This window comes from Sphingobacterium sp. UBA5670 (assembly GCF_002420705.1).
Taxonomy (GTDB): domain Bacteria; phylum Bacteroidota; class Bacteroidia; order Sphingobacteriales; family Sphingobacteriaceae; genus Sphingobacterium.
In genome coordinates, this window is the sequence record NZ_DIIM01000003.1 from 41,016 (window position 1) to 55,080 (window position 14,065).

Annotated in this window: 12 protein-coding genes; 7 read left to right on the forward strand and 5 right to left on the reverse strand. The window is 42.3% G+C overall.

Annotated features, from left to right (window positions below):
- The first annotated feature begins 108 nt into the window (after positions 1–108).
- The 3 genes from B3C94_RS03040 to B3C94_RS03050 all read left to right on the forward strand — a co-directional run bounded on the left by B3C94_RS03040 (position 109) and on the right by B3C94_RS03050 (position 2,387).
- Positions 109–453: a hypothetical protein gene (locus B3C94_RS03040; RefSeq protein WP_293898788.1), complete on the forward strand. Its 345-nt coding sequence runs from the start codon at positions 109–111 to the stop codon at positions 451–453.
- A complete protein-coding gene (locus tag B3C94_RS03045) occupies positions 363–911 on the forward strand; it encodes a helix-turn-helix domain-containing protein (protein ID WP_293898791.1) in 549 nt (182 codons plus the stop codon). Before B3C94_RS03040 ends, B3C94_RS03045 begins: the two co-directional genes overlap by 91 nt.
- A 126-nt stretch (positions 912–1,037) precedes the next feature.
- The gene (locus tag B3C94_RS03050; protein WP_293898793.1) at positions 1,038–2,387 is read left to right on the forward strand and encodes an amidohydrolase; all 1,350 of its coding nucleotides are present in this window, start codon (positions 1,038–1,040) and stop codon (positions 2,385–2,387) included.
- 93 nt (positions 2,388–2,480) lie between these two features.
- On the opposite strand, the gene B3C94_RS03055 is transcribed toward B3C94_RS03050, so the two are convergent.
- On the reverse strand, positions 2,481–3,578 hold the full coding sequence (locus B3C94_RS03055; protein ID WP_293898795.1) for an acyltransferase family protein: 1,098 nt from the start codon (positions 3,576–3,578) through the stop codon (positions 2,481–2,483).
- 94 nt (positions 3,579–3,672) lie between these two features.
- Here B3C94_RS03055 and B3C94_RS03060 point away from each other — a divergent pair, with 94 nt between their 5' ends.
- The 3 genes from B3C94_RS03060 to B3C94_RS03070 are packed head-to-tail and all read left to right on the forward strand — an operon-like array spanning position 3,673 to position 6,414.
- Complete coding sequence (locus B3C94_RS03060) at positions 3,673–4,194, forward strand: hypothetical protein (RefSeq protein ID WP_293898798.1); 522 nt, start codon at positions 3,673–3,675, stop codon at positions 4,192–4,194.
- Between the two features lie 20 nt (positions 4,195–4,214).
- Positions 4,215–5,018, forward strand: coding sequence for an Fn3-like domain-containing protein (locus B3C94_RS03065; protein WP_293898801.1), 804 nt, complete (start codon positions 4,215–4,217; stop codon positions 5,016–5,018).
- Entirely contained in the window at positions 4,993–6,414 is a 1,422-nt protein-coding gene (locus tag B3C94_RS03070; protein WP_293898805.1) for a hypothetical protein, read from the forward strand. Before B3C94_RS03065 ends, B3C94_RS03070 begins: the two co-directional genes overlap by 26 nt.
- On the opposite strand, the gene B3C94_RS03075 is transcribed toward B3C94_RS03070, so the two are convergent.
- Both B3C94_RS03075 and B3C94_RS03080 read right to left on the reverse strand, forming a co-directional pair.
- Entirely contained in the window at positions 6,411–9,245 is a 2,835-nt protein-coding gene (locus B3C94_RS03075; protein ID WP_293898808.1) for a hypothetical protein, read from the reverse strand. The genes B3C94_RS03070 and B3C94_RS03075 overlap by 4 nt on opposite strands.
- 85 nt (positions 9,246–9,330) lie before the next feature.
- Positions 9,331–9,942: a LuxR C-terminal-related transcriptional regulator gene (locus tag B3C94_RS03080; protein WP_293898811.1), complete on the reverse strand. Its 612-nt coding sequence runs from the start codon at positions 9,940–9,942 to the stop codon at positions 9,331–9,333.
- Positions 9,943–10,313: 371 nt separating this feature from the next.
- Here B3C94_RS03080 and B3C94_RS03085 point away from each other — a divergent pair, with 371 nt between their 5' ends.
- Positions 10,314–12,251 carry a tetratricopeptide repeat-containing sensor histidine kinase gene (locus B3C94_RS03085; RefSeq protein ID WP_293898814.1) on the forward strand — a complete coding sequence of 646 codons (1,938 nt, stop codon included), beginning with the start codon at positions 10,314–10,316 and terminating at the stop codon, positions 12,249–12,251.
- 6 nt (positions 12,252–12,257) lie between these two features.
- Here B3C94_RS03085 and B3C94_RS03090 read toward each other — a convergent pair whose 3' ends face one another.
- Together B3C94_RS03090 and rfbA are read right to left on the reverse strand one after the other, a co-directional pair.
- On the reverse strand, positions 12,258–13,070 hold the full coding sequence (locus tag B3C94_RS03090; protein ID WP_293898817.1) for a glycosyltransferase: 813 nt from the start codon (positions 13,068–13,070) through the stop codon (positions 12,258–12,260).
- Between the two features lie 85 nt (positions 13,071–13,155).
- Positions 13,156–14,016, reverse strand: coding sequence for a glucose-1-phosphate thymidylyltransferase RfbA (gene rfbA, locus B3C94_RS03095; RefSeq protein ID WP_293898820.1), 861 nt, complete (start codon positions 14,014–14,016; stop codon positions 13,156–13,158).
- Positions 14,017–14,065 lie beyond the last annotated feature (49 nt).

Below are 14,065 nucleotides of genomic sequence, written 5' to 3' on the forward strand. Positions count from 1 at the left end.
GAAATCTAACCCTTCGTGTTGATCAACCTTTGGGGATACCGGTGAACTTGGCGGCTTGTTACCGAATACTCAGGGGTATTTCGTATTTTCGAATTGATATGAGCTACTATGGATAAACGAAATTCAAAAATTTGGGCGCCAGTTATTGGTCTGGATGGATTCCGCAAAGAACAGACTGCAGGACGCGAAGAACTCCTATTTAACGAACTTCATGGGGAACGCCTCATCAAAAAACCACATAAGCATGATTTTTTTATCATTAATCTCTTTGATAAAGCCTCTGGTGTCCATACGATTGATTCAATTGACCATATCATCAAAGACCATCAGGTTCATGTCCTCTTTCCGGGCCAGATGCACAAATGGCATATCAAAACCACCCCGTCATTGATCTTACCGCGGATGCTTTTGCACAATTGCATTATGAATTTGAATCGGTCAAGCAGGAGTTAAAAAGAGAAAATTCACTGATTCCATTAATAACTGCCCGAGCCGGTGTCATCGCAGCGACTGTAAGTCGGGAGGCAGAGTCTGCCTTCACCGAGTTCAAAGTCTATCAATCGGTTCCGCGCCTGGCGAAGTTCAATATGCTCATTGACGAATTTTTTAGAGAACAAAAACTCGTGGCTTTTTATGCTGAAAAACTACATATTTCGCCCAACTACCTCAATATTTTGTGCAAAAAGCACCTAAAAATATCGGCTACCCAACTTATTCACCAACGGATCAGTACGGAAGCCAAACGTCTGTTACAGAGTACCGAGCGATCCATCAAGGAAATAGCCTTTGAGCTGGGTTTTACAGATCAGGCTTATTTTTCGAATTTCTTTAAACTGCAGACCGGCACAAGTCCAAGTGACTTTAGGGAAGACCTCCAGGTGGGCGAAGCATCAAGTCCGCTGAAAGAATGAAAAAAAGATAAATCACACAAAGAATGGCAGAAATCTCCCAGCAAGAATAGGACACTAGCGATGTAACTTTGTAAAAGACTGGTAGGCTTTTTATTCCGGTCACAAAATAACATAATAGGAAATCAAATGAAATCAACTGCCCTTTCCCGCAAGGAATTTATCAGGAACTCTGCTTTAGCACTTGCCGGAGCAACATTCCTCCCAGAAATGCTATTTGCAAAAAACGACCATGGAGCGGTTCATCAAGAACTTTTGAGCGGTTATCAAGGGAAGAAAAGCTACACCTTGAAAAATGTGCTACTAGAAACGGGTTTTGAGTACGATGGAGATGGCCATGTAACGGCAACAAAAACAGGGCTTTTTTCCATTCAGATCGCAAACGGAAAAATCAAAAATATCAGTGCCAATACCAATAGTGCAGATGCGATCGATGCAAAAGGACTTTTGATGTTGCCTTCTTTTAAAGATATGCATATCCATTTGGATAAGACCTACTATGGCGACAAATGGCAGGCCGTTAGACGCGGCCCCGGAGGTGTAAAGGGGATGATCGCCCTTGAACAGAAAATTCTGCCGGAGCTGCTAAAAAACTCGACTTATAAGGCAGAAAAACTGATCGAACTTTTACAATCCAAAGGAACTGCTTTTGCTCGCAGCCATGTCAATATTGAACCCACATCCAAACTCGACTCCTTACGCCATCTGCAACTGGCACTGGAAAACAAGAAAAATGGATTCGGAGCTGAACTGGTGGCTTTCCCGCAGCATGGTGTCTACTATACCGACACCGTACCTTATCTCAAGGAAGCGGCTAAAACCGATATCGATTTTATTGGTGGAGTCGATCCCTTTTCCATTGACGGAGCCATTGAAAAAACAATGGATTTTACGGTTCAGCTGGCACTAGATCATCACAAGGGAATTGATATTCACTTACATGAATCGGGTGAATCAGGTCTAAAAACTGTAGAATACCTCATTAATAAAGTAAACGAGAACCCTGTTCTCAAAGGCAAGACTTACCTCAGCCACTGTTTTGTATTGGGCCGACTGGAAAAAGCCAAACAACAGGAAATGGCCGAGAAACTGGGCGCCGCACAAATTGGCATCGTTTCGACGATCCCATTTGGCGGATTGATTATGCCCATTCCGACCTTAATGGAAAACAAGGTTAAAGTGATGACAGGCAATGATAGTATTGTAGACCACTGGAATACATTTGGCACAGGAAGCGTGCTGCAAAAAGCCAATCTTGCGGCGCAGGTATACGGCCAGGCTACCGAATATGCCCTATCCCGCATGCTCAAACTTGCTACCGCTGGTCCCATCCCATTGGATGACAAAGGCAATATGCAATGGCCTAAAATCGGCGATAGTGCGGATATTGCTTTCCTGGACGCGAGCTGTTCAGCCGAAGCTATTTCAAGGATATCGCCCGTAAAATCACTTATCTATCAAGGGAATCTTGTTTTCTAACCATAAGGCAGTGTAGTAAACGATTCAGGAGTTCGGCCTGATTGTCAAAAACAACCCAGCTAAGCAGAAATACATCTCCTACCCTCGGGCCTTTTATGATTTAAAATGCTTCATGATCCACGGCTCGATCCGATCGCTTAGGATATAGGCTATCGCGAGCATAAGACCTATAACAGCCGAAAGCAACAGGTATTTGTTTACATATGGGTGCAGGTGATTAAAAATAATAAAACCTATATGCTGATGGACTAAATACAGTGGATAGGTCAGCATACCAATTTTTACAAATCTAGGTGAATTGATCGCCTGGAGTTTTTTACAGGAAACCAGCAACATAAGCAGGTAAAATACCGCGATGGCAGCTCCGATAATATAAGGAGAAAAGTCACTGTGAAAAGTACGCTCCAGCCAATGAATACGGCCTACGGCAGCATCGATAGAAATGTACAAGCACCAGGGTAAGGCGACAACATGCTGCATTTTTGGCCCATGCAAAAAAATCTGGCAAAATACAATTCCTGCAATAAAGTAGGCACTCCAATCCAATAGGAAGAATTCGTGAAGTGCATCATAAATTTCCGATGGACCAACAAAAAAGCGTAGACTGGACAACAGCAGCCAAAAATAAACGAGGTAATCCAAGCTTATTTTTTTAAAGCGGTTCAGGATCAAGAACAAAGCTATAATCAGGTAGAATTTCAGCTCCACATAGAGCGACCAATAGGCGCCATCAACATCTCCTTGCCCAAACAGTTTTTGCACCATGGTCAAATTGGCCAATAGCTGAACAAATGTAACATGATAACGTGGGGCTCCCCAAAAACAGGTCACCACAAAGGTCATCATCAGGCAGATCCAATACATCGGATATAGACGCTTAAAGCGGGAGTAGCAGAACTTACGCAGCGAAAGATGCTTAATGGAAAAGGCAATTACAAAACCACTGATGATAAAAAATAGATCAACACCTAGATAGCCATATTTAACATATTCACCAACTCCGTCAAACCGTAGAAGGGACATATTCCCAGCAGCATATCCCCGATACAGATAATGATACAATACCACTGCAATTGCCGCAATAAAGCGAAACAGATCAATTTGGTAGATTCTTTTGGACTCAGACATTTGGCAGTAAATATACGCCGTTTCCAGAAAATTTTCAGGAGCAATTTCCTTGACCTCACTCAATTTTATAACATCATCATGTGACTTCTTGGCATTGCATTTAGCACAGTTGCTGACTAACTTTACTAGAGTTTAATCCCATAAAATAGAGGAAATTATGAAAAAGAACCTATTTATACCCCTCATTGCATTTGCAGCCATCTGTTTTGGACATCAAGCCAAAGCCCAAGTGTCGGCGACCTCCCAGCCTGTTACGGTAAATATCAACTTAACGGATGCTATTTCGATTACATTAGGTGCAACCCCAACAGTTAATTTTACCTATACGACTGCGGCAGATTATACCGCATCAAAAACTGTGGAGAAAGCAGGGCATTTTACGGTCGTGAGCAATAAACCGTATAATCTTACTGTTGCTGCGACGGCCGCATTTACGCCTGCTGGAGGACCTGATCTAGATATTGTAACAGTTACAGTACCAACAGCCACTGCCAATGGAGGTACTCCAGTACCAAATGTACCATTAAGTACAAGCCCAGCGGCTTTGGTCAACGGTTCGACCGCAACAACCGGAGCAAGTTATACGGTGGATTATACCATAGCCGATCCGTCATCCCTTTTGAATCTGGGCGCATCGGCTTATAGTACAACAGTCACTTATACTGCGACACAACTCTAATTGGAAAGATAATTTGATCCGTGAGATATTATTTAACACTATTCGTCCTTTATATCTGTAATACCCTGATCTATGGACAGGGTATTTCAATTTCTCCATCCCGCATCTTTTTTACTGGTGAGCCAGGGCAGACAGTTTCCCAGGTGATTACATTTAGCAACACCTCAAACACGGAGCTCTCTTTTGTTGCCAATCTGAAAGATTGGGATCGCGATTCGATTGGCGTAAAAAAATACTATTCTCCGGGCCAAAAACAGCAATCAAATGCGGCTTGGCTGACGCTATCGGAAAACACGGTACGGTTGGCACCGGGAGAGACCAAATCGGTCAGCCTTTCGATGACGGTCCCCAAAGATCCAGTCCCGCAGCGGCTAAGCAATACGATGCTGTTCTTTACACAGGTGAAAGAACAGAAGGCCGCCCTCCAGCATGGTCTTCATATGAATGTGCTCATCGAAGTAGGGATCCAAATTTATCATACCCCTTCAGGACTAAATCCCGGAGATCTGGAATTCCTTGCTTTTGAAGACAGGCATATCATTCCCAATCAAACGGGGCAATCTGTGCGCCGGATGGATGTACATGTTAAAAACACAGGACAGATTAACAAAGATGCCTATGTACGGTTTGAGCTGACCAATACAGAGACAGGCGAAGAAATCCCTATTAAAGCCGTCGCTATCGCGATGCTCCCCAACTCGGATCAGTGGGTACAAATCGACCTTCCAGAGAAACTGGCTGCAGGACATTATCTTGCCGTTGCAATATTAGATGCGGGCAGCCAATATGATTTAAAAATTGCAGAGAAAGAAATTACATATTAAACGGAATTTTGCTGTTTGTTTCCTAAGTTTATTCAGCTTCTATGGGCATCATATTTATGCACAGACGACTGCTATTACCCTGCCCCAAGCCAATATACAGGCTAGAACCGACTACAATACGCCTGTCAATGTAGGCACCTATTCCAGTGTAATTACCTTACTTCCGTCTTTTTCAGTAAAATCAACTGCAGCGACTTTTACCAGCACAACCAGTGGAAGTTTTCCGGCCAGTTTAGTCCATATGAAACTTTCGAGTATTGGCAGCTTGGTATTGCTTGGGTTGGGCACGAATAATGAAGTCGCCCTCTCAACTGGAGGCGGTTTGCTCTATGCAGCTGTAGCAAGTGTTGCGTCGGGTGCTATAGCCGCCAATGCGCGCATTGCAACCGCAAGCCAGACCTGGACCGCGGGCGTATTTAGCAATGTTGTCAGCTTCTATACGCAAGGTGTATTGGCGGGGTCCATCTCTCCAGCAAGCTACACGTTGTCCATCACCGTACCCGGATTTATCAGTCCGCCCGCCAGCATAGGAACAACGAATATAGCCGTAAACAATCTTAGTTTTTACCGTTCTGCAAATGGGATCAGCGCCAGTCAAATTATACCAGTCTCAAGTACCGTACCCTATATTCCCAGTATACGTACCGGAAATGCCCAATTTAGTTTTAACACAACCTTTCCGTACAATACCTTGCCTGTTTCGCCTGTATCCACAGTGAGTGCTTCACTGAGCGGAGTTGCAACGGCAACCGCGGCCAATCTGTCGACCAGCGATCAGGCACTAACAGCCGCGGGGGGAATAGCTGTTCCTACCAATAACAGCAGTTCGATCACACATACATACTCCATTAGCACCGCATTCCTAAAAAGCAACTATATACAGGCCGGAACCTATACCGTTCCCCTCACCTACACCTGGAACAAATTGTCTTCAGCCTACCCAACAACTCCTGTGCAGGCGCAGGCTAGTGGAAGTTTGACTATTGCGGTCAGCGACCTGGGAGAAATCATCGCAAATCAGCAGTCCGTGAATCTTCCTTTTACGACGACCAGTAATTATGTGAATGGAGTTAGTACGAATATGCCCACTCATTTAAAACTGAGCAAGACCACGCCCTACAATTTATATGTACGGGCCACTTCTTCTAGTTTTACTTCAGGGGTCAATAGTATTCCGTTAAGTGTTTTACGTATCGGTCCAATGGCAGGGCAGACTGGCGTAAATACAGTTACGCTGTCTACAACAGCCCAGCAGCTCATCCAAAATGCCGACCCGGTCATCGATCGCACACTCAATATGCAGTACAGCATCCCCGCATCGCAGACCAGCAATCTTCTGGGCAAACCTGCAGGTACCTATACCGCAAATATAGTCTATAGCTTTGTCGCTCCTTAAAATCTTTTGATACCGACTTTTCGTCTTTGATCCCGGTAGCGCAAGGATGGAAGCTCCGTCTGTCCTTCAACCTTTACTTCTGCTTCGCAATTCGAATTTTCAATAACAAAAGGCATTCCTTCGGTCTCCACCGTCAACTTATAAAAACCGACAGGCAGATAGAAAACATATTCTCCCGCTTCGTTGGTCAACGTATTATATTTCTTGCCCTGTCTATCATTCGCGGTAATTCTGATACCGCTCAAATCAGGCTTAGACTCCAGGTACTTACTGGATATTAATTTTATTTTGCCTTTCGCAGGTTTTGTTTTGATCAGCGGAATGTCCATGGACTGGTTTTTGGTCAGTACGATCGTGGATGGCCCCTGAGAAACCCAACCTTGATGGTTTTCTGTCTGAATGGAAAAAGAGCCGGCCTCCATATCGACAAACTTGACACGCCCCTTTTCATCCGTTATGGCCGCTTCCTTTCCGATTCGAATCAGAACCGATTCTACGGCAGGTTCCCCATCCTCCCGAATGCCATTGTTGTTGCTATCATCAAAACAGGTCAGCTGCAAACGATATCCTTTATCATATCCTCGATGACCAAAATTCTTTTCTATCCCAATTCTGATCTGTCGATTATTAAAAGAATACCGATCCAATGGCTGGGGTTGCGGCACATTTATGGGATCTGCCATAAACAGCAATTTACCTTTAATAAAGGTATAAAAGATATCTGCAGTGAGGCTCCAGTTATTCTTTATCCGCCAACGGGCATTTCCATTTATGGACAAATTATTACTTTTCGAAAAGCCATAATAACTATACATCGTTGCAAGTTGCACCTGTAAGCTATGTGCAAATGCTTCAAAATGCGTATTGGGCCCCAGCGAGTACATGCTATAGTTAGCATTTTCATAGGTAGCCAAAAGATCACTTAAATAATAAGGGTTGATCTGTACAAATGCGTTAAATCCAAAAAGTGCCTGATCATAATTACCCGATACACGTAAGGAATGAAAAGGAGCAATGGGCTTTTCAGCGGTATTTCTATAAGTATAACCATAATCCGTCTGCAGCGAGAAGCGATGGTTCGATGTAAAAAAATGAAGATCCGCGACGGTTCTTACCGAACTGGATTTCCAGTTTACAGCGTTAGCACCTAATCCCAGCCAGCTGTGGTAATCTGCGCGCTGCTTCATCCAGTAGGGTCTTACATCAACATTCAATCGTCCAAATGCGGTACGATATCCCAGCTCATAAATTTCAATCCGATTGCTGTTGCTAAAAAAGTAGTTTCTGTCCCCGACCTGATATTTAGGCCGGTTATCCATAAAACTCATCCTGACGGAAATACTCTTCGTTTCCTCAAGCGGAATGACAACACGTGAATCCGACTGCAAGAGTCCTCTTCTAAGCCCCACATAATAAGGAGAACTGTAGTAATTGACACTTGAAAGCTGAAAGCCGTCGAAGATTCCATTATAATTTACGCCTGCTGCCAAAGCAGCCTTATGACCGCCAGCATCCAGCTGTTCGATACTTGTTCCACCCTCCCAAGTGAGGTTTTGTTTTTCGCTCCAGTCTTTATAGCCCTTCCCACTGAGCAGATGGCTGCGAACATTTCGGTAATTGTCTTTACTATGCAAATAAGCCAAGCTACTTTCTTGATTTTTTTCTGACGTAAAAGCATACTTCAGTCCTAGAACTCCTCCTCCGGGCGAAAAAGTATTCATCTGAGTCCAAAGAAAGTAATTGTTTTGGACCGCATACGCGCTGATCGAACGAGACTTATCAAACTTATAGCTTGCTCTCACCCCTCGGCCGTTAACATATTGGTCTAGATTCTCGTAAATATTGCCAGCTTTCAGCCCCCATTTTTCCGTTTGATAATTCAAATAACTATCATACATATTAAACGTGCGCTGGCTTTTAAAATAATCCATGTTCATGCGATAACTCAAGGATTTCTCTTTGCCGAACGCTAGGTTTCCATATCCCTGAAGCTGATAGACGGCTATATCCTGTCCCATATCCAGATAGCGCAAAGCAATCGTATTGTTGTAGGGCTGGTCGGGCAAGTTTATCGACGAGCCGAACCGCTTAACGCTCCCTACCGTCATGATGCGAACCCGGCTTGTCGCAAGCTGTTTGCCACCAGCTTCAATAGCTGTCATCGTCAGTTCTACATCCGTGGCTATTTTTTTTGTTCGCATACGTGCTGTAAACCGCAATAATGATTGTCCGCCGGCAGCCAATGTTGTTGGCAAAGTTTCACCTACGACCTCCAGTTCAGAAGGCAGGTTCGCAAACTGCAGCTGAAAAGTAAGCGGTATTAAACCCGTATTGACGATGCGGACCAAAAATTGCGTCAGTCCGGTTGACTGATCAATAAAATATTCAGGTTGTTCAGACTGAATCATCAGCGATGCCTGAACATCCAAGGTTGTCCAGAAAACTTGGGGCGGCTGTACAGTTACAGTTGGGTCTTTTGAATTCAGCCCAATGCTAAATTTTTGTGTTGCGTCCGAGATCGTCCGTCGATCAGTCATGTATTTCAAAGGGAAGGTTTTCGATTCATGCGGTTTCAGCTGTATCATTGGTGGCAATTTGATCAATCCCTGCAAGGCCTTCGTCTCATTCGCTTGGGGACTTAGTTTGATTGCTCCAGCGGTGTTATTAATGATCGTTATTTTGTTGGAGAAGGTCTGAGATGCCGTGATCGGGATGGAATCATATTCGAAATGATAGGCAATATCGTATCTTTGCTGGCCTTTCGCTATGGATAAGAAAAGAGCAGCACAATAGAAAAGAAACACCAAAATTAAACGGCTTCTTATTGGCATAGCATATCATTCAAGTATTCATAAAAATCAGGCTAAATTTAAAGAGATCGAAATTTAGGCAGTCACATGTTCATGTAACGAATTATTAAGCGGTCAACTGTGCAATCAGTTCACCTTTACTATTGATCTGAAACTTTCTATAGATTCGTTTGATATAAATACGGACTGTGTCCAATGAGATCGCGTATTTCTGGGCAATCATCTTATAACTAAGGCCTTCAATAATACCATTGGCAATCTGTAGCTCCCTTGCAGTCAATAAATTTTCGGATTGCTTGGCACTGAAGGCTTGTTCAATTAAAGCACGATTGACGAAAGGACTAATAAAAGAACCATTTCCCAATGTCATGGTTATGGCAATTTTCAAAGATTGCAAGCAGGTTTCTTTCAGTATATAGCCGACAGCGCCTTGCCGAAAACAACTTCTGACAGTTTTCACGTCACAATTATTGGTCAGCACCAATATTTCAGTACGCGGGAAAACACTTTTCACCCGTTCTACGACCAAACTATCCTGATGATCAATATCGACAATCATCACATCAGGGACTTGATTGCGGCGCGAAGAAGCCAGCGTATCCTGATCAAACAGTATATGTATTGGTATTGTTGATTCGGAGTTACTTTTTGCTAAGATGATGTTTTTTGTCTCTGTCCGTTCCTGCTCATCCATGTCAATTATCCCAACTGTAATCATGATATTTGCATTTTATTAAACTGAAAATTATAAACCACTCCAATTTTCACACTATTGTCGCCCCCACTCTCGTGAACCTATTGTATTATAGACAAACTCAACCTCAAAATTGTTTCTAAAGAAAAAAATAATCAAAAGAAAATTTAAGATGAAGCGAAATTAATCGCATCAGAAATCAATTTCACAATAATTTATATAAACACTAATAAGTAGGCTAAAAAAGATCTACATAAATATAATTTTTATTATTTAGAAATCATCGTTTCTCCGTTAGAAAATTACATGTTACAACATCATCGCCTATGCTCAGCTACAGAAGCGTCGATCTTCACATAAGCAGAAACTTAATTATATTTGGCAAAAAAATCCCAATGGGCCGTCTATCTATTTTATCTATTGTTACCCTAATTTTGTTGTTTACCTTTCCTGCACATGGACAAAACAGTGGCTGGGACAAGTTAGACAAGCAGCTGTCAGAAGCAAGCAGCGATTCTACCCGAATACTGGCCTATTACAAAGTTGCCTCAGAAATCTACCGAAGCAATCCTACAGAGGCGCAAGAGATCGTTTCCAGAGGGTTGGGGCTCGCCGCCGACAAAAGATTTGAGGCGCTGCAAATTGATCTGTTAAATTTACAGGGAGTCATATACTTGAAGCTAAATAATTTCGATGAAAGCATAAAAACCCATTTCAAGGTCCTAAAAAAACGGGAAGAGCGCAACGACAAAAAAGGAATGATGCTTTCCTTTCTCAATATAGGCAATGTATTTAATAAGAGTTATGATCCCGATCAGGCCTTAAAATATTACCAACGTGCATTAGATTTAGCCAAAGAAACCCACGATACCCGAAATCGGGCTAATATATCGACCAATATTGGAAACATATATGCTCAAAATGCATTAAATGGAGAAAAAAAGGAAGATATAACCCACTCTATTGACTATTTAGTAAAAACGGTTGAGTTCTGTAAAGCCAATGCGCCGGAAGTTGATCTTTTCAATACCTACATTTTATTAAGCTACCTTTATCTCAAGGCAGATAAGCTTGAATGGAGCACTTACTATACCGACCTTGCGATAGACATTACCACCAAGAAAAAAGATCCTGTTGGGGAAAGTTATGCCCGCATCAACCGAGCAAATATCTATGTCAAAGAAAAGCGGTTTGATCTGGCCGCACAAGAAGTTTCCCTCATCAAGCGTATAATTGCTAAAAGCGGTTTCACCAATCTAACGGAAGACCTTCAGGGAGATTTTGATAAAATAGCGAAAGCGATCAAAGCACAAGATGCGCATTTAATACTGAGCGATCAGGATAGTTCGGACCGCAAGTTTCATGAGGATGCCGCGGCTCTTCGTGTCCGGATCAGGGAAGAACTCCGCGAAAAATATGAAAGTGAAAAAAAAGAACTCGAAAACAAAAACCTCCTATTAAAAAATGCGAATGCCGAACGTGAAACCCACTGGATAAAGCTGATCTGGATCTTAACCTTTTCTGTGCTCTTGGTGTTTTTGATGATGATCCTTTTGCTGATCAAAAAGAATAGATTATTGCGGAAGGAAAAACAGACAGTAGACCAACAAGCACAGGAAATTAAACAGCAGCATACCGAACTTGTTCAGGCAGATCGCTTTCGTTCGAGCATATTTTCCGTTGTTTCGCACGACCTGCGCAGTCCGATTGCGACCTTCCAGACCTTACTCTCCGTATCGAAGATTGTGGATCTGCCGGCCTCAGAAATCAAAGAAATACTTGTGGGCATCGGCTATCAGGTCGAAGTTGCTTCAAAGATGCTGGACGATCTTTTGATCTGGTCCTCGCAGCAAATGGCCGATGAAAAGCTCGAAATTCAAACGATACATCCACTGCAGGTCGCTCAAGAATGCCAGCAGCTCTTTGCGGATAGAATTCATTTAAAAAAATTAAATATACAGATCAATATCCCTTCCGAATTGACCATCCAAACAGATTTAAAGCGGTTTGAATTTATTATCCGTAATATTTTCAACAATGCGATCAAATTTAGCCTCAGCGGGAAATCCGTTGTTATTGATCAGCAGGAAAATTCCGAAAGCACGACGATTTCTATTCGGGACGAAGGACTAGGTATGGACGCGACAACGATCGCTGCACTTCAGGACAAGGGTTTTCAAAAAAGCTTTGAAGGGACTTTCCATGAAAAAGGCACCGGAATCGGACTTTTGTTATGTCATGAATTTGCAAAACGGATCAACTGCAGGATTTCCCTCGAAAGTACAATTGGATTTGGAAGCACATTCTATATTCATATAGCAAAAAACAACTAATTTATCCTATTTGAATTGTTTTTTTGTCCGTTCGTTGACACGCACTCTATCACGATCAAAAAACCAGCCCCATTTTCCAAAATAGGCGCGGATAGAACGAATATGTACTTTAAATAGACCATAACTTTTACTTGACCCTGCGGCATACCCGTGTACAATAGCTGCTTTAGGGTAATAGACCGTTCTATATTTTTCGTTCATCCTTCTGGATATATCCCAATCCTCCAGGTACATAAAAAATCGGTCGTCATAAAGCCCTATTTCCTGCAGTGCCGAAATACGAAACAAGGTAAAACATCCGGAGATAACAGGAGTATCATATATTAAGTCCGGCGCAACATCTCTAAGCTCGTATTTTGCAATAAAAGAATTGAATAAATTAAATTTACGGTACAATATCCGTTTGTAAAACGATATAGGACTCGGTAAGAATTTAGGCAGATATTGAATAGTTCCATCCACATTCAGTATCTGTGGCATCACCATTCCTACTTCAGGATGATCTTTCAAAAAATCAACCAGCGATTGGACAACATCGTCTTTCAAAAGCACATCGGGATTCACAACAAAGTGATATTCACTCCCTAAGGACATCGCTTTCTTGAATGCAATATTATGGGCAGCACCAAAACCCGGATTATTGGCCTGATGTATATATTGAATATTAGGGTGATTAACCTTAACTTCATTTTCTATAGCGTTAAATGGCGAATTATCAATAATAAATAGCGTATTGATACCCGATTGGTCCAAGCCATCTAATAGAGATTTGATCTCCGCATAGGTCTGTTTAAATAATACGATGGAAGCTGTTACCATTTTTATTTTAATAATAATTGTGTTTTAGTCTCAAAAAAGGACTATAACATCCAGGCAGACTATAAAAATTGCAAAGCTATTAAAATTATTTAACTAATCGTATTAAATACTCCCCATATCCGGACTTTCTTAGCGGGGTAGCAACATCTAATAACTGTTGTTGATTAATATAACCCATCCGATAAGCGACTTCTTCTATCGCACCAATTTTCATCCCTTGCCGTTCTTCGATCACTTGGACAAATTGTGCTGCCTGCATCAAGGACTGTACCGTCCCTGTATCTAACCAAGCTGTTCCACGATCGAAAACGCCCACTTTTAATTTGCTTTGGCGGAGATATTCTTTGTTAATATCCGTAATTTCCAGTTCCCCTCTCGGCGAAGGCTTTATACCTTTAGCAATAGCTATAACATCATTATCGTAGAAATATATGCCCGGCACGGCGTAATTGGATTTAGGCGCTTTGGGCTTTTCCTCAATAGAAACCACCTGCTTCTCTTGGTCAAATTCAACCACCCCATAACGCTCCGGATCTTGTACAGGATAGGCAAATACAACCCCTCCCTCTGGGTCAGCACAAGACTGTAATAGCTTGGACAAACCTGAACCATAAAAAATATTATCACCCAAAATAAGTGCTACCTTATCATCGCCAATAAATTCTTCCCCCAATAAGAACGCCTGTGCCAATCCGTCGGGACTCGGCTGTTCTTTATACGCAAACCGGCAACCTAATTGCGAACCATCACCCAATAGCTTTTCGAAATGAGGCAGATCCTGCGGTGTCGATATAATCAAAATTTCACGTATCCCAGCCAACATCAATGTGGACAGGGGGTAATATATCATAGGCTTATCATAGACAGGCATCAACTGTTTGCTTACAGCCAACGTAAGTGGATGTAATCGTGTCCCTGAACCTCCAGCCAAAATAATTCCTTTCATAACACTTTATTTAGATTCCAAAACAAGAATCTTTAATCCTTGCTATTTC

Coding starts and splice junctions, on each gene's coding strand:
- B3C94_RS03060 (WP_293898798.1), top strand. CDS start 3,673: ATGAAAAAGAACCTATTTATACCCCTCATTGCATTTGCAGCCATCTGT.
- B3C94_RS03045 (WP_293898791.1), top strand. CDS start 363: ATGGCATATCAAAACCACCCCGTCATTGATCTTACCGCGGATGCTTTT.
- B3C94_RS03050 (WP_293898793.1), top strand. CDS start 1,038: ATGAAATCAACTGCCCTTTCCCGCAAGGAATTTATCAGGAACTCTGCT.
- B3C94_RS03075 (WP_293898808.1), bottom strand. CDS start 9,245: ATGCCAATAAGAAGCCGTTTAATTTTGGTGTTTCTTTTCTATTGTGCT.
- B3C94_RS03085 (WP_293898814.1), top strand. CDS start 10,314: ATGGGCCGTCTATCTATTTTATCTATTGTTACCCTAATTTTGTTGTTT.
- B3C94_RS03040 (WP_293898788.1), top strand. CDS start 109: ATGGATAAACGAAATTCAAAAATTTGGGCGCCAGTTATTGGTCTGGAT.
- rfbA (WP_293898820.1), bottom strand. CDS start 14,016: ATGAAAGGAATTATTTTGGCTGGAGGTTCAGGGACACGATTACATCCA.
- B3C94_RS03090 (WP_293898817.1), bottom strand. CDS start 13,070: ATGGTAACAGCTTCCATCGTATTATTTAAACAGACCTATGCGGAGATC.
- B3C94_RS03080 (WP_293898811.1), bottom strand. CDS start 9,942: ATGATTACAGTTGGGATAATTGACATGGATGAGCAGGAACGGACAGAG.